Genomic DNA, 20,764 nt, shown 5'->3' with positions numbered 1-20,764 from the left:
AACCAACAACGAGGTCTTTATGAATGTCCCTTTCGATCAGCTGCTCACGTGGCTGAAAGATCACAAGATTACCGAGGTCGAGTGTGTGGTCAGCGACTTGACCGGCATTGCTCGCGGCAAGATTGCACCCACCAACAAGTTCCTGCATGAGCGAGGCATGCGCCTGCCGGAAAGTGTGCTGTTGCAAACGGTAACCGGGGACTTTGTCGACGATGACATCTACTACGACCTGCTCGACCCGGCCGACATCGACATGGTCTGCAAGCCCGTCGCCGACGCGGTTTACGTCATTCCATGGGCCATCGAGCCGACCGCCATCGTGATCCATGACACGTTCGACAAGTTCGGCAATCCCATCGAGTTGTCGCCACGCAACGTGTTGAAGAAGGTCCTGCAGCTCTACACCGACAAAGGCTGGAAGCCGATTGTCGCGCCGGAAATGGAGTTCTACCTGACCCAGCGCTGCGAAGACCCGGACTTGCCGCTCAAGGCGCCACTGGGACGCTCGGGCCGTGCAGAAAGCGGTCGTCAGTCGTTTTCCATCGACGCCGCCAACGAGTTCGATCCACTGTTTGAAGACGTCTACGACTGGTGCGAACTCCAGGGCCTGGACCTCGACACGCTGATCCACGAAGACGGCCCGGCACAGATGGAGATCAACTTCCGTCACGGCGATGCGCTGGACCTGGCGGACCAGATCACTGTGTTCAAACGCACCCTGCGCGAAGCGGCGCTCAAGCACAACGTCACCGCGACCTTCATGGCCAAACCCATCGGTGATGAACCTGGCAGTGCCATGCATCTCCATCAAAGCGTGGTGGACATCGCCACTGGCCAGCCGATTTTCGCCGATGCCGACGGACAGATGAGCGAGCTGTTCCTGCACCACATCGGCGGCTTGCAAAAGTACATTCCCAAAGTGCTGCCGATGTTCGCGCCCAACGTCAATTCGTTCCGCCGCTTCCTGCCGGACACCTCGGCACCGGTCAACGTTGAATGGGGCGAAGAAAACCGCACCGTCGGCCTGCGCGTGCCGACCTCAAGCCCAGACGCCATGCGCGTGGAAAACCGCTTGCCGGGCGCTGACGCCAACCCCTATCTGGCGATTGCCGCGAGCCTGTTGTGCGGCTACCTGGGGATGGTCGAAAAGGTCGAACCGAGCGCCGCGGTGCAGGGCCGCGCCTACGAGCGACGCAATCTGCGCCTGCCGATCACCATCGAGGACGCACTGACGCGCATGGAAGAGTGCGAAACCATCGAGCGTTATCTGGGCAGCAAATTCGTCCGGGGTTATGTCGCGGTCAAGCGTGCCGAACACGAAAACTTCAAGCGCGTGATCAGCTCCTGGGAGCGGGAGTTCCTGCTGCTCAGCGTCTAACCCCCCTGACGATCGTTCCCACGCTCCGCGTGGGAATGCCTCAAGGGACGCTCCGCGTTCCAATGGGACGCAGAGCGTCCCGGGCTGCATTCCCACGCAGAGCGTGGGAACGATCAAGAAACGCCTGAAAACCCAATAACTAAAAGAGGTGTCGATATGCGTTTATTGAAGTCCGTGGTTCCGGTCGCGTTGGTGTTGCTGTTCAGTGCCACTGCGCAGGCTCAGCCAAGTGTGAGCGTCTACAACTGGACCGATTACATCGGCGAGACCACCCTCGCCGACTTCCAGGCCAAAACCGGGACCAAAGTGATCTACGACGTATTCGATTCCAACGAAACCCTGGAGGGCAAACTGCTCGCCGGCCGCACGGGTTATGACGTGGTGGTGCCCTCCAACCATTTCCTTGCACGCCAGGTGAAGGCCGGCGCGTTCCTCAAACTGGATCGCTCGCAGCTGCCCAACTGGAAAAACCTCGACCCGAAACTGCTGGCCTTGCTGGAAAAAAACGATCCGGGTAACGAGCATTCGGTGCCGTACCTGTGGGGCACCAACGGCATTGGCTACAACGTCGACAAGGTCAAGCAGGTGCTGGGCATCGATCGCATCGATTCCTGGGCGGTGTTTTTCGAACCGGAGAACCTGAAGAAGCTCAGTCAGTGCGGCGTGTCGATGATGGATTCGGCGGATGAAGTGTTCCCGGCGGTCCTGAACTACATGGGCATGGACCCACGCAGCGAAAATCCCGCGGACTTTAAAAAGGCCGAAGCCAAACTGATGACCATCCGGCCTTACATCACCTATTTCCATTCGTCCAAGTACGTGTCGGACCTGGCCAATGGCGACATTTGCGTCGCGTTCGGCTATTCGGGCGATGTGTTCCAGGCGGCGAACCGGGCTAAGGAAGCGAAAAACGGTGTGAACATCGCCTACTCAATCCCGAAGGAAGGCAGTAACTTGTGGTTTGACCTGTTGGCGATTCCTGCCGACGCCAGCAACCCGAAAGAGGCCCACTCGTTCGTCAACAACCTGCTGGATCCGCAGGTAATCGCCAAGGTCAGCGCCTCGGTGGGTTACGCCAATCCGAACCCGGCGGCCAAGCAATACATGGACCCGGAGCTGGTCAATAATCCAGAGGTCTATCCTCCTCAGGAAGTCCTCGACAAACTCTACATCTCCACCACCCCGCCCCAGCCGATCATGCGTCTGATGACCCGTTCCTGGAGCAAAGTGAAGTCCAACCAATGAATCAGTACGACAACGAACACGCTCATTCCTATTACGCCGCGTCGGCCAACAGCCTGGCGCCCTACCCCGTGCTGGCCTCCGACCTCACGGCCGATGTCTGCGTGGTAGGCGGCGGTTTTACCGGCGTCAACACCGCGATTGAACTGGCGCAGCGTGGGCTCTCGGTGATTCTGCTGGAAGGCCGGCGAATCGGCTGGGGCGCCAGCGGGCGTAATGGCGGGCAACTGATCCGCGGCATTGGCCATGACGTCGAAGGTTTCGCCCGATATGTCGGTCAGGACGGCGTGCGCTATTTGGAGCGTGCGGGAATCGAGTCGGTGGAACTGGTGGGCAACCGCATCCGCGAGCATGGGATCGATTGCGACCTGCGCTGGGGTTTCTGCGAGCTGGCCAACTCCCCGGCGCAGTTTGAGGCGTTCAAGGCTGAACAGCAAAGCCTCGCCACACTGGGTTACGCCCATGAAACCCGACTTGTCGGCCCCGAACAGATACGCCAGCAAGTGGTGGGCTCAGATGTTTATGCCGGCGGCCTGATCGACATGGGTTCGGGTCATTTGCATCCGCTGAATCTGGTGCTCGGCGAAGCGCGCGTTGCCGAATCCCTCGGGGTGCGGATCTTTGAACAGAGCCCGGTGCTGGAGTTGATTCACGGCAGCACCGTGCAGGTTCGCTGCGCAGGTGGCACGGTACGCGCCGGCAGTCTGGTGCTGGCCTGCAACGCGCACCTGGAGGAACTCGAACCACGCCTGAGCGGCAAGGTTTTACCGGCAGGCAGTTACATCATCGCGACCGAGCCTTTGGAACCTGAGGTTACTGCGCAATTGATCCCGCAGAACCTGGCGCTGTGCGACCAGAAAGTCGGCCTCGATTACTACCGGCTCTCGGCGGATCGACGCTTGTTGTTCGGCGGTGCCTGCCATTATTCCGGGCGCGATCCGGCTGACATCGGTGCTTATATGCGGCCAAAAATGCTCAAGGTCTTCCCGCAGTTGGCGCACGTGCGCATCGATTATCAATGGGGCGGCATGATCGGCATCACCGCCAACCGCTTTCCCCAGGCCGGACGTTTGAGCCAGTACCCGAACGTGTTCTACGCCCAGGGTTACTCCGGTCATGGCCTGAACGTGACTCATTGGTGCGCACGGTTGCTGGCTGAAGCGATTCACGCCGGGCATAGCCAGGGGCTGGATGTTTTCAGCGCCGTGCCACACATGACCTTCCCCGGTGGAAAAGTCCTGCGTTCACCGCTGCTGGCCCTCGGCATGTTCTGGTATCGCCTGCGCGAATTGCTCGGCTGAAGTTCGGGACAATCACCTCGCCACTGATACCCATCTGATCATTACCTCCCCTTGATCTGTCTTTTAATTTGCTCAATCGCAAGTCACTTCTATATTGAGGGAGTGCTCTGACTTTCCTGCCTCCTGGCGAGTGCGGCCTATGGCTACGACTGACCAACTGATCATTTGCGAGCACTGCGACTGCGTGTATGAAAAAGTCACGCTCGCCAAACATCAAAAAGCCCTGTGCACCTGCTGCGGCGGCGTGCTCCAGCGTTATAACGGTCTGTCGGTGGAGCAGCGCCTGGCCTTGGCCTTCACGGCGACCGTGCTGTGGATTTTCGCCAATTTCTATCCGGTCATGAGCATCAGCCTGAAAGGCCTGAAAAACAGTGCGACGCTGTGGGATTCGGTATTGGCGTTGAGCCAGGGGCCGATCACCTTTATTGCACTGGTGGCGGCGATATCCATCATCATCGCGCCGTTTTTTCAACTGGTGTTGCTGATCTGGGTCCTGAGCTTCGCCCTCGTACATCGGCGCTCGCCCGGTTTCAAAGTGTGCATGCGCTGGCTGGAAACCCTCAGGCCGTGGAGCATGCTTGAGGTCTGTCTGTTGGGCGCAATGGTCGCGGTGTTCAAACTCGCAGGGTTGCTGGATGTCATACCCGGCATCGGCCTGTTTGCCCTGGCCGTTCTCAGCCTGCTGTTGATTCGCATCGCCGGGCGCGATGTCCGTGATTTGTGGGACATCCTATGAACAGGCCACCGCTCGCCAGCGAACTCAACCTGTGCCTGTGCCACAGCTGCGGCCTGGCCTGCGACATAACCGACAACCCTCACGAATGCCAACGCTGTGGCGCGCCACTGCATGCCCGTAAAGCCAATTCATTGGCTCGCACATGGGCCTACCTCCTGACCTCACTGGTGTTTTATATCCCGGCCAATCTGCTTCCGGTCATGAACACCAGTCTGTTCGGCAGCGGCTCCGACAGCACCATCATGAGCGGTGTGCTGGAGTTCTGGGCACATGGTGCGTGGGATATTGCCCTGATCATTTTCATCGCTAGCATTGCAGTGCCGGGCATCAAGTTCGTTGCGCTCTCCCTGCTGCTGATCACGGTGCAACGCGGCAGCCTTTGGGCGCGCAAGGAACGTTCGAAGCTTTACCGTTTCGTCGAGCTGATCGGCTACTGGTCAATGCTCGACGTGATTGTTGTCGCGCTGGTGGCAGCGCTGGTGAAATTCCAGGCCCTGGGCGATATCGAACCGCGCCCGGGCATTCTGTTTTTTGGTCTGGTGGTGGTGTTCACCATGCTATCGGCTATGAGCTTCGACCCGCGGCTTATTTGGGATAAAGAGCGGGATAAGGCGCGGGAAAAACCACAACTAGGAGGTCTTAGATGAAGTCGCAAGCCACTGATGGGCCGCAAGCCCCCGGCCAGGCCAATATCAAGACCCGTCGCTTCAGCGTTTCGCTGGTGTGGATCGTGCCGATCGTTGCGGTACTGGTGGGGATTTCCCTGGTGATACACAACGTGATGCAGGAAGGCCCCACCATCACCGTCACGTTCAAGACCGGTAGCGGCCTTACGGCCAACAAAACCGAGGTCAAGTATCGCAACGTAGTCATCGGCCATGTATCGGAAGTAGAGCTGAGCGACGATCAAAAAAGCGTTAACGCCACGATCAAACTCGAAAAACAGGCTGAAAGCTTCACCCGCGAAGACTCGCAATTCTGGGTCGTGCGCCCGCGTATTGGTGCCGGCGGTGTCTCGGGCATCGATACCCTGCTGTCGGGCGACTACATTGGCGCCGACATCGGCCAGGCCAGTATCCGCTCCAAACACTTCATCGGTCTGGAAAACCCGCCGCCCATTACCTATGGCGAACCGGGCAAACGCTTCATGCTGCACACTCAAGACCTCGGCTCGCTGGATATCGGCTCCTCCGTCTACTACCGCAAGATCCCGGTCGGGCAAGTAGTGGCGTATGCGCTGGATGCCGACGGCAAAGGGGTGAACATCGAAATTTTCGTGCATTCGCCCAATGACGCCTACGTCACTGAAAACACCCGGTTCTGGAACGCCAGCGGCATCGATGTGAGCGTGGGTGCCAATGGGTTTGCAGTGAAGACTGAATCCCTCTCGTCCCTATTGGTGGGAGGCATCGCGTTTCGCGCGCCGGAATACAGCCCCAATGATCAGCCGGCCAGCGAGAATAAAGCCTTCGACCTGTTCGAAGACCAGCATACCGCCCTCGCGCCTCCTTATGGCAAGGGCCAGTACCTGAGTTTGCGCTTCGATCAGGCCTTGCGCGGGCTGAAGATCGACGCGCCGGTGGAATTCCTCGGCATCGAATTTGGCAAGGTCGTCTCGGTCAATCTCGATTTCGACGCGAAAAAACGCAGCTTTCCAGTCAATGTCGGCATTGTGATCTACCCACAACGACTCGGCCAGGCCCATGCCAAGATGCTTAAGGCCTTGAATCATGATCCCAATGATGAAGCCGCCAGTATCAAGTTGATGGGCAGTTTCATCGACAACGGCCTGCGCGCTCAGGCCCGTAGCGGCAATCTGTTGACCGGTCAGCTTTACATCGCGCTCGACTTCTACCCCAACGCGGAGAAAGTCGTGTTCGATCCAGCCGCCCGGCCTGTCGTCATTCCCACCATTCCTGGCAGCCTCGAACAGTTGCAGGAGAAACTGGAGAGCATGGTCAACAAGATCAACCAACTGCCAATCGAACGCATCGCCGGCAATCTCGACAGCAACCTCGTCGAACTGCGCAAAGGGCTCGTGCAGTTCAATGCCAGGACCTTGCCCGGCGTGCAGACCACCCTGGCGGACGTCAGCAAGACCTTGCAATCGGCCAGTTCGACCCTGGCCGAGGATTCGCCGCAACGAGAACAGTTGACTCAGACCCTGGACGAACTCGGGCGCATGTCTCGCTCATTGCGTGAGCTCTCGGACTACCTGGGCCGGCATCCGGAATCACTGATTCGCGGCCGTCCCGACAATGCCGCACCGATGGATATGAAGGCGCCCCCGCGCAACTGACCACAGGAGCAACCCCCATGGCTATTCCACTGAAGATCTCTCTGGTCACTGCACTGTTACTGCTCAGCGCTTGCCGCAGCGACCCGATTCAGTTCCACACCCTGACCCCGGCCCAACTGAGCGGTGCAAACAGCAGCGCGGAGATCCAGATCGAAAGCATCACGGTGCCGCCCCAGGTCGACCGGCCGCAGATTGTCATCCGCCAAGGCAACAGCGGTGTGGCGATCCTCGAAACCGAATGGTGGGCGGCGAGCCTGGTGGATGAATTGCGCAGTGCCCTGGTCGATCAACTGGTCAACAGTAACCCGCAACGCAGAGTGTCGTTGCGCCTGGATGTGCAACGCTTCGATTCGATTCCCGGGCAATACGCGTTGATTGACGTCAAATGGCGCCTGCGCAGCTTCGGTGCCGGCGATACCGCACTGATCACCTGTCGCAGCACGTTGCAGACCCCTTCCGGTGCGAGCATCGATGACTTGGTGGTGGCCCATCAAAACAATGTGAAACGGTTAGCTGCTGCTATCAGTCAGGCGATCGGCTCCCAAAAAGGGTGTCCTTCAGCGTCCTGATAGTGGTTCACACATCGAAGCGATCAACCGCCCGACGGCGTTCGTTGTCGTCGCGCACATCGTAATTGGCGGTGGTCTGGATGTTGCTGTGATGGGCCAGTTTCTGCGCAATCGACAGGTCGTGCTCTTCAATCACTCGGGTAATGAACGACCGCCGGAAATCATGCGGCATGATTTTCACCCCGACCTGTGCGCCGCGTTGCCGGACAATGTAGTAGATCGCATGCTTGGTGATGCGCTCGCGGGTAATGTGGCTGCCACGGCGGATGCGGTTGAACAGGAACGGGTCGTCCGTTTCGCCCTCTTTTAACTGCGAACGCCGCAATTCCAGCCACGCATCCAGTTTGGCGAAGGCCCAGGCGGGTGCGTATTTGATCAGCTGTTTGTTGCCCTTGGCGGTGACGCACAGGCTGCGCTCGGTGAAATCCACCTGGTCCAGATCCAGATTCACCGATTCCGATTTGCGCATCCCCGAACCGTACAGAATCCCGATGATGGCCGCGTCCCGTAGCCCTTGTGGCCGTGGATCGGCGGCGCACACCTCCATCAAGTCGCGAATCAAGGTGCGCTTGAGGTTGCGCCCCTGGGACAGTCGCGTGCCGGCAACGCCTTTGACCGAGCGCATTTTCAGCAGGTGTTCCTGACTGATCAGGCTCATGCGCCACGCTTCGTTCATCACCCCGCGCACCGCATTGACGTAGAGCGACGAGGTATTGGGTGCGTAGCCGTCTTCGCTCAAGGTCGCCACCAGTGCGACGACATCCTCGGGCTGCAGTTGATGCCAGGGAATCTCTTCGATGTTCACGTCTTCGAAGTCCAGACGGTCGGCGGCGTCCTGCAATACATAACGCATGGTCAACTGGCTGGACGGCGCCAGACGCGTCAGGTACAGGGTCAATGGGTTGGCTTTTGAAACGATGGATTCAGTAGCAGGTAAGTCAATCAATGAAACGGCCTTGAAAATGAATAAAGTTCAACAAAACAACTAAACGATGAAATGTACTTAATATAAAGCGAGGCACTTCTGTCGGGCTTTTACGCTAAAAAACGGGATAAACGGCAGAAGTCTGAACAGTGGCTGTATGAGCTTCAGATAAACGATTCGCCTACCGGTTTTTCATGTTCCTTTGACAAAAACGGGCATAACCTTCCCTTCATTCGACGAGCCCGCTGGGCCGTCACGCTGCCGGTCATGGCCGGGAAAGTCAATTGATGGCTTCTTGGCTTATCGGCTAAGTCTTTGAAAACACGCTTCTTTCGGCGATTTCGCTGAAGGGCTTCGTTCGCCCGGAGATTACTATGAATCAGGCGTTTCTCCCCTTCTCCCGCCCCAGTATCGGCGATGAAGAAATAGCCGCGGTAGAACAAGTACTGCGCTCGCGGCTGGATCACTACCGGGCCAAAAAACCAGCAACTGGAAGAGCACTTTTCCAACTATGTCGGCTGTCGCCATGCCGTCGCATTGTCCTCAGCCACCGGCGGCATGCACATCACATTACTGGCATTGGGAATTGGTCCCGGCGACGAAGTCATCACACCGTCCCAGACTTGGGTGTCGACCGCTAACATGATCTGCCTGCTCGGCGCGACGCCGGTTTTCGTCGACGTTGATCGCGACACGTTGATGAGTGACCTGGCGAGCATCGAAGCGGCAATCACGCCGCGCACCAGGGCAATCATTCCGGTGCATTACGCCGGTGCCGCGTTCGACCTCGATCCGCTCTACGCGTTGGCTGACAAACACGGCATCGCCGTCATCGAAGACGCAGCGCATGCGGCGGGCACGTTCTACAAAGGTCGGCACGTCGGCGCCCAAGGCACGGCGATCTTCTCGTTCCACGCAATCAAGAACATGACCTGCGCCGAAGGCGCGATGTTCGTCAGCGACGATGAAGCCCTGGCCACTCGAGTGCGCATGCTCAAGTTTCATGGCCTTGGCGTGGATGCCTACGACCGCCTGAGCCATGGTCGTAAACCCCAGGCCCAGGTGATGGAGCCTGGCTTCAAGTACAACCTGGCCGACATCAACGCGGCCATCGCCCTGGTGCAACTGGAGCGTCTGGACGCGATCAACGCCAAACGCACGGAGTTGGCCCAGACCTATCTGCAGCGCCTGGAAGGCTTACCGGTGCAACCGCTGGCCATTCCGGCGTATGCGCAGCGGCACGCCTGGCACCTGTTCATTCTGCGCATCGACGCCCGGCACTGCGGGCTGGACCGCGAGGCGTTCATGAAGGCTTTGCAGGAACAGAACATCGGCACCGGCATTCACTTCATCGCCACCCACCTGCACACCTGGTACCGCCGCCGCTTCCCCAACATCTACCTGCCCCACACCGAATGGAATTCGGCGCGGCTGTGTTCGATTCCGTTGTTCCCCGACATGACCACCGATGACGTCGGTCGTGTCGTCGACGCCATTGAAAACATAGTGGACAAAAGCCTGTGAAACCTTATCCGATCCGTTGCGTGTCGATCGTCATTCCGGTCTACAACGAGCAAGACAGCCTGCCCGAGTTGCTCCGGCGTACCGAAGCGGCGTGCCAGCAACTGCACCAGGATTACGAAATCGTGTTGGTCGATGACGGCAGTCGCGACAACTCGGCGCACATTCTCGAGGACGCTGCCGGTCGCGAGTGCAGCCCGGTGGTGGCGGTCATTCTCAACCGTAACTACGGCCAGCACGCGGCGATCATGGCCGGTTTCCAACAGTGCAAGGGCGATGTGGTTATCACCCTTGACGCCGACCTGCAAAACCCGCCGGAAGAAATCCCCCGGCTGGTGGCTCAGGCCGAACTGGGCTACGACGTGGTTGCCACGGTGCGCAACAACCGTCAGGACTCGGCCTTGCGCCGCTGGCCGTCGAAGCTGATCAACCTCGCCGTGCAGCGTTCCACCGGCGTTTCCATGACCGACTACGGCTGCATGCTGCGCGCCTATCGCCGGACCATCGTCGACGCCATGCTCGCCTGCCGCGAACGCAGCACCTTCATCCCGATCCTGGCCAACAGCTTCGCCCGGCACACCACGGAAATCCTGGTGACCCACGCCGAGCGCGAACACGGCGAATCCAAATACAGCCCGATGCGCCTGATCAGCCTGATGTTCGACCTGATCACCTGCATGACCACCACACCGCTGCGATTGCTGAGCATCGTTGGCTTCGGCATGGCCGGCCTCGGCTTGCTGTTCGCCGTCATGCTGATCGTCCTGCGTTTGGTCTTCGGCGCCGAATGGGCCGGCGACGGTTTGTTTGTGCTGTTTGCGGTGCTGTTCATTTTTACCGGTGGGCAATTCATCGGCATGGGCCTGTTGGGCGAGTACCTGGGGCGCATGTACAGCGACGTCCGGGCGCGTCCACGGTTCTTTATCGAGAAGGTTCTGCGTAGCCACCCCTCTACCCCGGCTCCCGTTGTCACCGTCGACGGCCTCACTTCCACTTCTTCAGATCAGGTTCTCTCATGAGCGCAAAAGCTGTTGTCTTCGCCTATCACGATATTGGCTGTGCCGGCATCGAAACCCTGCTCAACTCGGGTTACGAGATTGCCGCCGTGTTCACCCATCCCGATGACCCGAAGGAAAACGCGTTCTATGGCTCGGTTGCGCAACTGTGCGCGCGCAAAGGCATCCCGGTGCACGCTCCGGAAGACGTCAACCATCCACTGTGGATCGAGCGCATCAGCCAGCTCAAGGCGGATTACCTGTTCTCGTTTTACTACCGCAATCTGTTGAGCGAGCCACTGCTGGCCACGGCCAGTAAAGGTGCGTTCAACCTGCACGGCTCATTACTGCCTCGCTACCGTGGCCGGGCACCGGCCAACTGGGTGCTGGTGAACGGTGAAACGGAAACCGGCGTGACCCTGCACCGCATGGTCAAGCGTGCCGACGCCGGTACGATCATCGCCCAGCAAAGAGTGGCGATTGAGCGCATCGACACCGCGCTGACCCTGCACGGCAAATTGCGCCTGGCCGCCATCGATCTGTTGCGCGACACCTTGCCTGCGCTGCTTCAGGGCACATTCAGCGAAACCCCACAGGATGAATCCCAAACCACGGTGTTTGGCCGTCGCACCCCGGCGGACGGCAAACTGCTCTGGAACAAACCGGCTGAAGAGCTGTTCAATCTGGTGCGTGCCGTGACCCAGCCTTACCCCGGCGCTTTCTGCGCGGTTGGCGAGCACAAGTTGATTGTCTGGGACGCGGACGTTGTCAAGGGCAACGAAGGCCAGGCTCCCGGCCGGGTCATCAGCGTTGATCCACTGCGAATCGCCTGCGGCGAAGGCTCGCTGCTGATCAACGCCGGCCAGCGTAACGACAACGGTCTGTACCTTAGCGGCCCGCAACTGGCCAGCGAACTGGGGCTGGTCGATGGTTCGGTTTTGCGTGGTGCCGAATCGGGCTGTGGGCCGCGTCGCACCCGGGTGCTGATCCTTGGCGTCAACGGCTTCATTGGCAATCACCTGTCCGAACGCCTCCTACGTAACGACCAATATGAAGTGTACGGCCTGGACATCGGCTCGGACGCCATCGAGCGGCTGCGCAGCCATCCGAACTTCCACTTCGTCGAAGGCGACATCAGCATCCACTCGGAATGGATCGAGTACCACATCAAGAAGTGCGACGTGATCCTGCCGCTGGTGGCGATTGCCACGCCGATCGAATACACGCGCAATCCGCTGCGCGTGTTCGAACTGGACTTCGAAGAGAACCTGAAACTGGTTCGCTATTGCGTCAAGTACAACAAGCGCGTGATCTTCCCGTCGACCTCCGAAGTCTATGGCATGTGCCAGGACGGCAACTTCGACGAAGACAGCTCCAACCTTGTGGTCGGACCGATCAACAAGCAACGCTGGATCTACTCGACTTCCAAGCAGTTGCTCGACCGGGTGATCTGGGCCTACGGCCAGAAAGGCTTGAACTTCACCCTGTTCCGCCCTTTCAACTGGATGGGCCCACGCCTGGACCGACTGGATTCCGCGCGCATCGGCAGTTCCCGGGCCATCACCCAACTGATCCTCAACCTGGTGGAAGGCACGCCGATTCGTCTGTTCGACGGCGGCGAGCAAAAACGCTGCTTCACCGACATCGCCGATGGCGTCGAAGCCCTGGCGCGGATCATCGATAACGAGAACGACGCCTGCAACGGCCAGATCATCAACATCGGCAACCCCGACAACGAAGCCAGCATTCGTCAGTTGGGCGAAGAACTGCTGCGCCAGTTCGAGGCTCACCCGCTGCGCGCCAACTTCCCGCCGTTCGCCGGTTTCCGCGATGTCGAAAGCAAGGCCTTCTACGGCACCGGCTATCAGGACGTGTCTCACCGCAAACCAAGCATCGCCAATGCCAAACGTCTGCTTGACTGGATACCAACAGTGCAGATGAGCGAGACCATCGGCAACACGCTGGACTTCTTCTTGCGCGAGGCCATGCTCGAAGTCGCGCAGCGAGAATTTATAGAAGAATCATGCTGATGCAGGCAGGCCTACGAATCGATGTCGACACTTACCGAGGCACCCGTGAAGGGGTGCCGCGGTTGCTGGACATGCTCGATGAGGCTCAGGTCAAGGCGACGTTTTTCTTCAGTGTCGGGCCGGACAACATGGGCCGCCATCTGTGGCGCCTGATCCGCCCGCAGTTCCTCTGGAAGATGCTGCGTTCCAACGCCGCCGGCCTGTATGGCTGGGACATTTTGCTGGCCGGCACCGCGTGGCCGGGCAAACCGATCGGCCGCGAGCTCGGGCACCTGATGCGTCAGACCCAGGCGGGGGGGCATGAAGTCGGCCTGCACGCCTGGGATCACCATGGCTGGCAGGCCAATGCCGGGCGCTGGAGCGAGACGCAGTTGATCGAGCAGATTCGCCGTGGCGTTGACAGCCTCAGTGACATCCTCGGGCGAAGAGTCGAGTGCTCGGCGTCTGCCGGTTGGCGGGCGGACGAGCGTGTGATCGAGGCCAAACAGGGATTTGGCTTTCGCTACAACAGCGATTGTCGGGGCCAGCATCTGTTCCGGCCGACGTTGACTGATGGCAGTTCGGGGACACCGCAGATTCCGGTGGACCTGCCGACCTTCGATGAGGTGGTCGGCCCGACCGTCGCGGCCAAGGACTTCAACGCGTTCATTCTTGAGCGGTTCACCCCGCAAGCACTCAACGTCTACACGATCCACGCCGAAGTAGAAGGGATTCTGATGGCCAATGATTTCCGTCAACTGCTGGCCGATGCGCGCCGGCAGGACATTCATTTCCAACCCCTGGGCAATCTGCTGCCCGAAGCAGCCGCCACCTTGCCGGCAGGCCGGGTCTTGCGCGGCACCCTCGAGGGCCGTGAAGGCTGGCTGGGGGTACAAGGCGCATGAGCAAGCGCTGGGCACTGCCGTTTTTGCTGGTCGTTATGGCGCTGGCGTACTTGTTGCCGCTGGGCACCCACGGTTTATGGATTCCCGATGAAACCCGTTACGCCCAGATCAGCCAGGACATGCTCCTGAGCGGTAACTGGGTGTCGCCGCACTTCATGAGCCTGCGTTACTTCGAAAAGCCAGTGGCCGGCTACTGGATGATCGCCATTGGCCAGGCGCTGTTTGGCGACAACCTGTTTGGCGTGCGTTTCGTCTCGGCGCTGAGCACCGGGCTGAGCGTGTTGTTGTGTTACCTGATCGCCCGACGGCTGTGGAACGAACCGCGCAAGAGCTTTGCCTGCGCGCTGCTGTATATGAGTTTTACCATCGTTGCCGGGCAAGCCGGCTATGCCAATCTCGATCCGCAATTCACCTTCTGGGTCAACCTGAGCCTGGTAGCTTTGTGGTTTGCGCTGGACAGCATCAGCCGTGGCCAGCGTCTGCTCGGCTGGACGGTGCTGGGGCTGGCCTGCGGCATGGGCTTCATGACCAAGGGTTTCCTCGCCTGGCTGCTACCGGTGCTGATCGCCCTGCCCTGGATGCTCTGGAAAAAGCGCTGGCGGGAGCTGCTGACATACGGCCCGGTGGCGATTGTCGTGGCCATCGCCGTCAGCCTGCCGTGGGCTTTGGCGGTGCACGCGCAGGAACCCGATTACTGGCGGTTCTTCTTCTGGCACGAACACATTCGCCGCTTCGCCGGGGATGACGCCCAGCATGACGCACCTTGGTGGTTCTATCTGCCGCTGCTGGTGGGGTTCAGTCTGCCGTGGGCGGCGCTGCTGCCGTCGGCGCTGAAACAGGCGTGGCAGGCCCGGCATCAGGCAGGCATCGCATTCCTGTTGCTGTGGCTGCTGATGCCGTTGGCATTTTTCAGCCTGAGCAACGGCAAATTGCCGACCTACATCTTGCCCTGCCTGCTGCCCCTGGCGTTGTTGCTGGGCCATGCCCTGGCGGACCGTCTGAAGCTGCAACAGGGCCGGGCACTGGGGCTCAATGGCCTGCTGAACCTGATGCTGGGCCTGGTCACCCTGATTGCGCTGGTCTGGCTGCAACTGAAAAATCCGCTGTATGCCCATGAACTGCACAACCTGGTGCTGGTGTTCATCGGGTTGATCGGCTGGATCATGGCCAACCTGCTGCAAGCGTTCCGTCCGTTGCAATGCTGGGCGGCACCGGCCTTCGGCAGTTTGCTGCTGATCGGCGTGTTGCCCGCCGGGCTGCCCGACTCGGTGGTGGCGAACAAGATGCCCGACCAGTTCATCCTCGAACACGCCGAGGAACTCGCGCAAACCGGCACGCTATTGAGCAACGACCTGGGCGCCGCGTCAGCCTTGGCCTGGCGCCTGAAACGCCCCGACGTGGCGTTGTACAACACGATAGGCGAATTGAAATATGGCCTCGCCTATCCTGACTCAATGAAGCAGCGAGTCGACCCGGACACGGTGCAACAGTGGATGCGCGAAGCCCGCCAGAGTGGTTCGGTCGGCGTGGTGATGCGGGTCAAGGGCGATGGCGAGCTGCAAGAAATCGAACGACTGCCCAAGGATGGCAAACGTTATGAACAAGGCAACCTGGTGATGCTGATCTTTCCTCAGGGGGCGTCATGAGCCTGCTGCTCGTATTGGCTGCCTGCCTGCTGACCTGCCTGGGCCAGATCGCCCAGAAGTACGCCGTGGAAAGTTGGCGCGGCAAAACGTCGAACTGGGGCGAAAAACTGCGCTCGCCGTGGCTGTGGCTGGCGTTCGCCTCTCTGGGATTGGGCTTGCTGGTCTGGCTGCTGGTGTTGCAGCGCCTTGAAGTCGGCGTCGCCTATCCCATGCTCAGCCTGAATTTCGTGTTGATCACACTGGTCGCCCGCTTCGTCTTTCACGAAACCATCGACCGCCGTCACTGGCTGGGCGTGGCGCTGGTGATCGCTGGCGTGGCGTTGCTGGGGCAACACGCATGAGCCTGCGTCGCGGAGTCGCCTTCGCCCTGGGCAGCGTGCTGCTGGGCAGCGCCGCGCAGTTGGGCATGCGTTGGAGCATGACCCGCTTGCCCCATCCCGAACAATGGTTACCCGCCTTGAGCAGCGGCAGCATCGATAGGTTCGCCGTGGCTGTCGTGCTGGCCGCCATCCTCGCCTATGCCGTATCGATGCTCACCTGGCTCGCCGCCCTGCGGGATTTGCCCCTCGCTCGGGCCTATTCGCTGCTGAGCATCAGCTACGCGCTGGTGTACGTGCTGGCCGCCAGCCTGCCGCTGTTCAACGAAACCTTCAGCCTCTCGAAAACCCTGGGGGTGGCGCTGGTCATCCTCGGTGTCATCACCATCAACTCTCGACCTGCTCACGCGCCCACTATCAGGAGAGCTCCATGAAAATCAGTGTATTTGGTAGCGGTTATGTTGGCCTGGTGCAAGCCGCCGTCCTGGCTGAAGTCGGCCACGACGTGGTGTGCATGGACATTGACGAGAAGAAAGTCGAGTTGCTGCAACAAGGCCACGTCAGCATCTTCGAACCGGGGCTGGCCAGCCTGGTGCGTGAAAGCCTGGAAGCCAAACGGCTGCAGTTCACCACCGACGAAAAATTCGCGGTGCAGCACGGCCAGGTGCTGTTCATTGCCGTCGGCACGCCGTCCCGGGACGATGGTTCGGCGGACCTGCGCTACGTGTTGTCGGTGGGCGAAGCGGTGGCGCGTCACCGTGAACAGCCGGTGATTCTGGTGGAGAAATCCACGGTGCCGGTGGGCACGGGCGATACCCTGCGCGCGCATATCGAAAAGTGCCTGCTCAAGGTCGGTCGGCTGCTGCAGTTCGATATCGTCTCCAATCCGGAGTTTCTCAAGGAAGGTTCGGCCGTGGCCGATTGCCGGCGCCCGGACCGCATTGTCATCGGCTGTGAACGCGATGACGTGCGCGACGTGATGCGCGACCTCTACGCCCCGTTCAACCGCAACCATGATCGCATCATGTTCATGGACCTGCGCAGCGCCGAGCTGACCAAATACGCCGCTAATTGCATGCTGGCGACCAAGATCAGTTTCATCAACCAGATCGCCGAGCTGGCTGAACACCTGGGCGCCGACATCGAATCGGTGCGGCTGGGCATCGGTGCCGATTCGCGCATCGGTTATCACTTCATCTATCCCGGCTGCGGTTACGGGGGCTCGTGTTTCCCCAAGGACATGCGCGCGCTGATTCACAGTGCCGAAGAGGCTCACTGCTCCAGCGACCTGCTGCAAGCGGTGGAAGCCATCAACCAGCGACAGAAACACAAACTGTTCGAGCGTATCAACGCCTTCTACAAGGGCGATTTGCGCGGCAGGACTTTCGCCGTGTGGGGCCTGGCGTTCAAGCCCAACACCGACGACATGCGCGATGCGCCGAGCCGGGTGCTGCTGGAATCGCTGTGGGCCGCTGGCGCCCATGTGCGGGCATTCGACCCGGAAGCCATGCAGGAAACCCAACACCTTTACCCGGACGAATCTAAACTGATGCTCATGGGCACACCAGAATCGGTTCTTACCGGGGCCGACGCGTTGATCATCTGCACCGAATGGCAGCAATTCAAGGCGCCGGACTTCAACCTGATCCAGCAACGGCTTCACGCGCCGGTGATCTTCGACGGGCGCAACCTGTACGACGCCGAGCGCCTGGCCCGCAGCGGTTTCCTGTACTTCCCGATGGGCCGCGGTGAATCGCGCAACCTGCCGATTCCCCATCAGCAATGGCCAGCGGCCTCGGTCGTCGCGTGAACACGGTATCGCCCGGCATTCGTCGGCAGTCCCTGGGGATTGGGCTGCTGGCGCTGATGCTGTTCATCGCCGGGGTTTATCAGCAAGCGGCGATCGGTTTCGACTCGCGGTTTGTGCTGTTCGCCCAAGAGATGCTGCGCCACGGGCCGTCGTTTTTCCCGACCACTTATGGCCAGCCCTATGCCGATTACTCAGCGCTTTCGACGCTGTTCATCTGGTTGTTGTCCCTGCCGTTCGGGCAGGTCAACAGCCTCAGCGCCTGGTTACCGAGCGCCATCGCCGCCGCCGTGATCGTCACATTGATGTACCGGTTGCTCGCGCCGTACTCCAAACGCTGGGCGCTGCTGAGCATCGCCTTGATGTTGCTGACCAGCACGTTTGTCACTGAAACCCGTGCCGTGTCCCAGGACTTGATGCTGGCGGCCGTCGCGTTTTCGGTGTTCTACCTGGGCTATGCCACCGATCATTTCGCGATGCCCCGTCGGTTGCCGTTACTTCTTGCCTTGTTGCTGCTGGGCTTCGGCATTCGCGGGCCGATCGGGCTGGTAATCCCCACCGGCATGCTGTGCAGCTATTACCTGCTCAATCGCCAATGGTCACGGTTGTTCGGTTTCGGTTTGCTGGCGACCGTGTTGCTGGCGATGTGTGTCGGCATGCTGCTGTGGCTGGCCGAAACCAGCGGCGGGCCGGCCTTCATGCAGGACGTGGTGCACATGCAGTTCTTGGGGCGCATGGATGGCAGCGAGGGAGCCAGCGGTTCGCTGTATTACTTCACCCGTTCGCTGGGTAACTATGCGCTCGCCTATCCGCTAGCGTTGCTGGTGTTGGCGGCGGTCTGGCTGACGAATCCACGGCAGGCCGGTCCGGCATTGCGTCTGTTGCAGTACTGCACGGCAGCCGGGTTGATCGTGATGATTGGCTTGTCGATTCCCCAGGCGAAAAAGGCCCGTTACCTGCTGCCGATGTTGCCCATGGCGGCGATCATCGCAGCCTATCCGTTTCAAGTGGCGCAGGGTCGGGTGTTCGGTTGGTTGCGGACCTTGATGCAAGGGCTGTGGTTGCTGATTCCGGGGCTGTTGATCATCGGATTGCTGATCGCGCAGCGGCGTCTGCCAACGCAACCGGCTGCCCTTGTGCCGGTCCTGATCGTGCTTGTCGCGTTGCAAATCATCGCGCTAGTGGTGTGGTTCCGATCTCGTTGGCGGGCCGAAATGCTGGCCGGTTGCGCAGTCCTGGCGCTGTGGTCGGTTTACATCCTGGTGTTCGAGCCGGTCGAACGTCAGCTTTACGACACGCAAACCTTCAGCCGGGCGGCATTCGCACAGGTTCAGAAAGATCCGGCGCCGCTGGTGCTGCACGGCATGGGCAAGGATGCCAAGGCGATCAAGTTCATGGTCAATATCGAGCAGGACCTGCAACCGGTGTTCACCGAATCGATTCAGGAACTGGAAGCGCTGCAGGGGCCGGCCTGGTTGATGATGGATCGGAACGACTACCACGCCCTGCAAGGCACTGCGCTGGGAGCCCAGGCGCCGATATTGAGCGGGCGTTTCGATAAAAACGATTACGTTCTCCTGCACGTCAATCCCTAGTAGCAGCAGCTACAGTGCCCGTATGAATTTCACTGTACGCCGTGCCCAATCTGCCGACGCCACCGCCCTCCCCGCCATCGAGCGTTCGGCGGCTGCGCTGTTTCGCTGCGACCCTTCATTGGCCTGGCTCGCCGACGCTGCGGTAGCCGATGCCGAACACCATCAAATGGCAATTGAGAACGAGCAGGTTTGGGTGGCGCAATCGGCCGACGGTGAACTTATGGGGTTTCTCAGGGCCGTTGAAGTCGACAGGGAACTGCATATTGAGGAACTGTCCGTCAGCCAACAGTTTCAGGGCCAGGGCGCTGGCCGTAAGTTGCTGTTAACGGCACTCGAACACGCACGCAAACGGAAACTCGACGGTCTGACTTTGACCACGTTCCGCGACTTGCCCTGGAATGAACCGTTTTATCGCAAACTCGACTTTGAAACATTGAGCCCGGCCGAAATAGGCTCGCGTTTAAGGACGGTGTTGAACAACGAAATCAACCACGGTCTGCCTGGGGAACGACGGTGCGCGATGCGCTTGAAGCTGCGTTAGCCTCAAACCGACGCCTTCAGATCCACACCCAGCGCCTGGGCAAATGCCTTCACCAGCGGACTGCGCACGGTGTTGTGGCGCAGGATCAGATTGAACGGCGTGACGATGTTGATCAGGTCCGGACGCACCGCTCGAAACTGCCCCTGAGCCACCAGGGTTGCCGCGTAATGCTCGGGTAGAAAACCCACAAAACGGCCGGTCTTGACCAGCAGCGCCACGGCTTCCACTTGAGTCGCCGACGCGGAAAAGCTGTCGTAGCGGGCAAAATTCAGTTTGTCCCGATGGATCGCGTAACGGTGGTTGATGCACTCGAAATCCAGCAGCACGTTGCTGCCCATGTCCGCCTCCGGCATCGCGAACAGTGGATGGCCAACGGCGCAATACACGTACGAGCGTTCTTCATAAAGCGGGAAGTAATCGAACTCTTCTCTTTTCTGATAAACCGGCACGATCCCGGCCACTAACCGCCCTTCGACTACGCCTCTTTCTACCTCATCTAACTGAGACGCCTGAAGTTGAAACCTTACTTTTGGTGACTCTTCGTTTATTTTTCTCAGCGCCGCAACTAACGGCGAATTAGCGTCCGTGATCGTATTATCAATAACACCCACTCCAAGGTCGCCAATAAGTTCGTTCTGAGCTGAACTAAGCCGGTCACGAAAGTTATCGACGGAGGCAAACAAATCGATTGACGCCTGGTACACCAGACGGCCTTCTTCGGTCAGGTGAAAACCTTCCCGCCCTCGGGTACACAGGCGCATGCCGATGCGAATCTCGAGGTCGGAGATCTGTTTGCTGATGGCCGCCAGGCCCACATTCAGCTCATTCTGCGCTGCACTGAAGCCGCCAGCCTCGACCACAGCCTTGAATACTTTGAGCAGTTTGAAGTCCAGACCGCTGAGGGCCAGCGGTGCCCGATGTACCGTTTTTGGCGGCGGGTTTCCGGAATTGGAAAGTGGGGTTTCCATAATGCTTATT

The 20,764-nt window shown here is 59.7% G+C and carries 19 protein-coding genes and 1 pseudogene; 17 read left to right on the top strand and 3 right to left on the bottom strand.

Features of this window, described 5'->3' with window-relative positions:
- Nucleotides 1–19 precede the first annotated feature (19 nt).
- The 7 genes from PSH65_RS15980 to PSH65_RS15950 all read left to right on the top strand — a co-directional run bounded on the left by PSH65_RS15980 (nt 20) and on the right by PSH65_RS15950 (nt 7,525).
- Nucleotides 20–1,378, top strand: coding sequence for a glutamine synthetase family protein (locus tag PSH65_RS15980; RefSeq protein WP_305421128.1), 1,359 nt, complete (start codon nt 20–22; stop codon nt 1,376–1,378).
- A gap of 156 nt (nt 1,379–1,534) precedes the next feature.
- Complete coding sequence (locus PSH65_RS15975; protein ID WP_305421126.1) at nt 1,535–2,623, top strand: polyamine ABC transporter substrate-binding protein; 1,089 nt, start codon at nt 1,535–1,537, stop codon at nt 2,621–2,623.
- Complete coding sequence (locus PSH65_RS15970; protein WP_305421124.1) at nt 2,620–3,921, top strand: FAD-binding oxidoreductase; 1,302 nt, start codon at nt 2,620–2,622, stop codon at nt 3,919–3,921. Before PSH65_RS15975 ends, PSH65_RS15970 begins: the two co-directional genes overlap by 4 nt.
- A gap of 139 nt (nt 3,922–4,060) precedes the next feature.
- Nucleotides 4,061–4,657 carry a paraquat-inducible protein A gene (locus PSH65_RS15965; protein ID WP_305421122.1) on the top strand — a complete coding sequence of 199 codons (597 nt, stop codon included), beginning with the start codon at nt 4,061–4,063 and terminating at the stop codon, nt 4,655–4,657.
- On the top strand, nt 4,654–5,304 hold the full coding sequence (locus PSH65_RS15960; protein WP_305421120.1) for a paraquat-inducible protein A: 651 nt from the start codon (nt 4,654–4,656) through the stop codon (nt 5,302–5,304). The genes PSH65_RS15965 and PSH65_RS15960 overlap by 4 nt, the downstream gene beginning before the upstream one ends.
- Entirely contained in the window at nt 5,301–6,956 is a 1,656-nt protein-coding gene (locus tag PSH65_RS15955; RefSeq protein ID WP_305421118.1) for an intermembrane transport protein PqiB, read from the top strand. Before PSH65_RS15960 ends, PSH65_RS15955 begins: the two co-directional genes overlap by 4 nt.
- 17 nt (nt 6,957–6,973) lie before the next feature.
- A complete protein-coding gene (locus PSH65_RS15950; protein ID WP_305421116.1) occupies nt 6,974–7,525 on the top strand; it encodes a membrane integrity-associated transporter subunit PqiC in 552 nt (183 codons plus the stop codon).
- A gap of 7 nt (nt 7,526–7,532) precedes the next feature.
- On the opposite strand, the gene xerC is transcribed toward PSH65_RS15950, so the two are convergent.
- Together xerC and PSH65_RS15940 are read right to left on the bottom strand one after the other, a co-directional pair.
- Nucleotides 7,533–8,471 carry a tyrosine recombinase XerC gene (xerC, locus tag PSH65_RS15945; protein WP_370694646.1) on the bottom strand — a complete coding sequence of 313 codons (939 nt, stop codon included), beginning with the start codon at nt 8,469–8,471 and terminating at the stop codon, nt 7,533–7,535.
- A gap of 143 nt (nt 8,472–8,614) precedes the next feature.
- The gene (locus PSH65_RS15940) at nt 8,615–8,893 is read right to left on the bottom strand and encodes a hypothetical protein (RefSeq protein WP_305427081.1); all 279 of its coding nucleotides are present in this window, start codon (nt 8,891–8,893) and stop codon (nt 8,615–8,617) included.
- Between PSH65_RS15940 and arnB the strand changes: the two are divergent.
- The 10 genes and pseudogenes from arnB to PSH65_RS15890 all read left to right on the top strand — a co-directional run bounded on the left by arnB (nt 8,825) and on the right by PSH65_RS15890 (nt 19,786).
- Nucleotides 8,825–9,974, top strand: a pseudogene (arnB, locus tag PSH65_RS15935) (UDP-4-amino-4-deoxy-L-arabinose aminotransferase). The gene PSH65_RS15940 and the pseudogene arnB overlap by 69 nt on opposite strands.
- Nucleotides 9,971–10,990 carry an undecaprenyl-phosphate 4-deoxy-4-formamido-L-arabinose transferase gene (gene arnC, locus PSH65_RS15930; RefSeq protein ID WP_305421115.1) on the top strand — a complete coding sequence of 340 codons (1,020 nt, stop codon included), beginning with the start codon at nt 9,971–9,973 and terminating at the stop codon, nt 10,988–10,990. The pseudogene arnB and the gene arnC overlap by 4 nt, the downstream one beginning before the upstream one ends.
- Nucleotides 10,987–12,996, top strand: coding sequence for a bifunctional UDP-4-amino-4-deoxy-L-arabinose formyltransferase/UDP-glucuronic acid oxidase ArnA (arnA, locus tag PSH65_RS15925; protein WP_305421113.1), 2,010 nt, complete (start codon nt 10,987–10,989; stop codon nt 12,994–12,996). Before arnC ends, arnA begins: the two co-directional genes overlap by 4 nt.
- On the top strand, nt 12,996–13,880 hold the full coding sequence (gene arnD, locus PSH65_RS15920; RefSeq protein ID WP_305426996.1) for a 4-deoxy-4-formamido-L-arabinose-phosphoundecaprenol deformylase: 885 nt from the start codon (nt 12,996–12,998) through the stop codon (nt 13,878–13,880). Before arnA ends, arnD begins: the two co-directional genes overlap by 1 nt.
- Nucleotides 13,877–15,526, top strand: coding sequence for a lipid IV(A) 4-amino-4-deoxy-L-arabinosyltransferase (gene arnT, locus PSH65_RS15915; protein WP_305421111.1), 1,650 nt, complete (start codon nt 13,877–13,879; stop codon nt 15,524–15,526). Before arnD ends, arnT begins: the two co-directional genes overlap by 4 nt.
- Entirely contained in the window at nt 15,523–15,867 is a 345-nt protein-coding gene (gene arnE / locus PSH65_RS15910; RefSeq protein WP_305426927.1) for a 4-amino-4-deoxy-L-arabinose-phosphoundecaprenol flippase subunit ArnE, read from the top strand. The genes arnT and arnE overlap by 4 nt, the downstream gene beginning before the upstream one ends.
- Complete coding sequence (gene arnF / locus PSH65_RS15905) at nt 15,864–16,277, top strand: 4-amino-4-deoxy-L-arabinose-phosphoundecaprenol flippase subunit ArnF (RefSeq protein ID WP_305426926.1); 414 nt, start codon at nt 15,864–15,866, stop codon at nt 16,275–16,277. Before arnE ends, arnF begins: the two co-directional genes overlap by 4 nt.
- Complete coding sequence (locus PSH65_RS15900) at nt 16,274–17,653, top strand: UDP-glucose/GDP-mannose dehydrogenase family protein (RefSeq protein ID WP_305426925.1); 1,380 nt, start codon at nt 16,274–16,276, stop codon at nt 17,651–17,653. The genes arnF and PSH65_RS15900 overlap by 4 nt, the downstream gene beginning before the upstream one ends.
- Entirely contained in the window at nt 17,626–19,245 is a 1,620-nt protein-coding gene (locus tag PSH65_RS15895; protein WP_305426924.1) for a glycosyltransferase family 39 protein, read from the top strand. The genes PSH65_RS15900 and PSH65_RS15895 overlap by 28 nt, the downstream gene beginning before the upstream one ends.
- Before the next feature lie 22 nt (nt 19,246–19,267).
- Nucleotides 19,268–19,786, top strand: a complete 519-nt coding sequence (locus tag PSH65_RS15890; protein WP_305426923.1) for a GNAT family N-acetyltransferase — start codon at nt 19,268–19,270, stop codon at nt 19,784–19,786.
- Nucleotides 19,787–19,788: 2 nt separating this feature from the next.
- Here PSH65_RS15890 and PSH65_RS15885 read toward each other — a convergent pair whose 3' ends face one another.
- Nucleotides 19,789–20,754, bottom strand: a complete 966-nt coding sequence (locus PSH65_RS15885; RefSeq protein WP_305426922.1) for a LysR family transcriptional regulator — start codon at nt 20,752–20,754, stop codon at nt 19,789–19,791.
- Nucleotides 20,755–20,764 lie beyond the last annotated feature (10 nt).

Origin of the sequence: Pseudomonas sp. FP603 (assembly GCF_030687415.1) — a bacterium.
Lineage (GTDB): Bacteria > Pseudomonadota > Gammaproteobacteria > Pseudomonadales > Pseudomonadaceae > Aquipseudomonas > Aquipseudomonas wuhanensis.
This window is presented reverse-complemented; position numbering and strand designations above follow the sequence as displayed.

What these genes read in the sequence shown, in the direction of transcription:
- arnA (WP_305421113.1), top strand. Translation starts at nt 10,987, where the DNA reads ATGAGCGCAAAAGCTGTTGTCTTCGCCTATCACGATATTGGCTGTGCC.
- arnF (WP_305426926.1), top strand. Translation starts at nt 15,864, where the DNA reads ATGAGCCTGCGTCGCGGAGTCGCCTTCGCCCTGGGCAGCGTGCTGCTG.
- arnT (WP_305421111.1), top strand. Translation starts at nt 13,877, where the DNA reads ATGAGCAAGCGCTGGGCACTGCCGTTTTTGCTGGTCGTTATGGCGCTG.
- PSH65_RS15895 (WP_305426924.1), top strand. Translation starts at nt 17,626, where the DNA reads ATGGCCAGCGGCCTCGGTCGTCGCGTGAACACGGTATCGCCCGGCATT.
- PSH65_RS15975 (WP_305421126.1), top strand. Translation starts at nt 1,535, where the DNA reads ATGCGTTTATTGAAGTCCGTGGTTCCGGTCGCGTTGGTGTTGCTGTTC.
- PSH65_RS15960 (WP_305421120.1), top strand. Translation starts at nt 4,654, where the DNA reads ATGAACAGGCCACCGCTCGCCAGCGAACTCAACCTGTGCCTGTGCCAC.
- PSH65_RS15885 (WP_305426922.1), bottom strand. Translation starts at nt 20,754, where the DNA reads ATGGAAACCCCACTTTCCAATTCCGGAAACCCGCCGCCAAAAACGGTA.
- PSH65_RS15965 (WP_305421122.1), top strand. Translation starts at nt 4,061, where the DNA reads ATGGCTACGACTGACCAACTGATCATTTGCGAGCACTGCGACTGCGTG.
- PSH65_RS15955 (WP_305421118.1), top strand. Translation starts at nt 5,301, where the DNA reads ATGAAGTCGCAAGCCACTGATGGGCCGCAAGCCCCCGGCCAGGCCAAT.
- PSH65_RS15980 (WP_305421128.1), top strand. Translation starts at nt 20, where the DNA reads ATGAATGTCCCTTTCGATCAGCTGCTCACGTGGCTGAAAGATCACAAG.
- PSH65_RS15950 (WP_305421116.1), top strand. Translation starts at nt 6,974, where the DNA reads ATGGCTATTCCACTGAAGATCTCTCTGGTCACTGCACTGTTACTGCTC.
- PSH65_RS15900 (WP_305426925.1), top strand. Translation starts at nt 16,274, where the DNA reads ATGAAAATCAGTGTATTTGGTAGCGGTTATGTTGGCCTGGTGCAAGCC.
- arnE (WP_305426927.1), top strand. Translation starts at nt 15,523, where the DNA reads ATGAGCCTGCTGCTCGTATTGGCTGCCTGCCTGCTGACCTGCCTGGGC.
- PSH65_RS15970 (WP_305421124.1), top strand. Translation starts at nt 2,620, where the DNA reads ATGAATCAGTACGACAACGAACACGCTCATTCCTATTACGCCGCGTCG.
- PSH65_RS15890 (WP_305426923.1), top strand. Translation starts at nt 19,268, where the DNA reads ATGAATTTCACTGTACGCCGTGCCCAATCTGCCGACGCCACCGCCCTC.
- arnD (WP_305426996.1), top strand. Translation starts at nt 12,996, where the DNA reads ATGCAGGCAGGCCTACGAATCGATGTCGACACTTACCGAGGCACCCGT.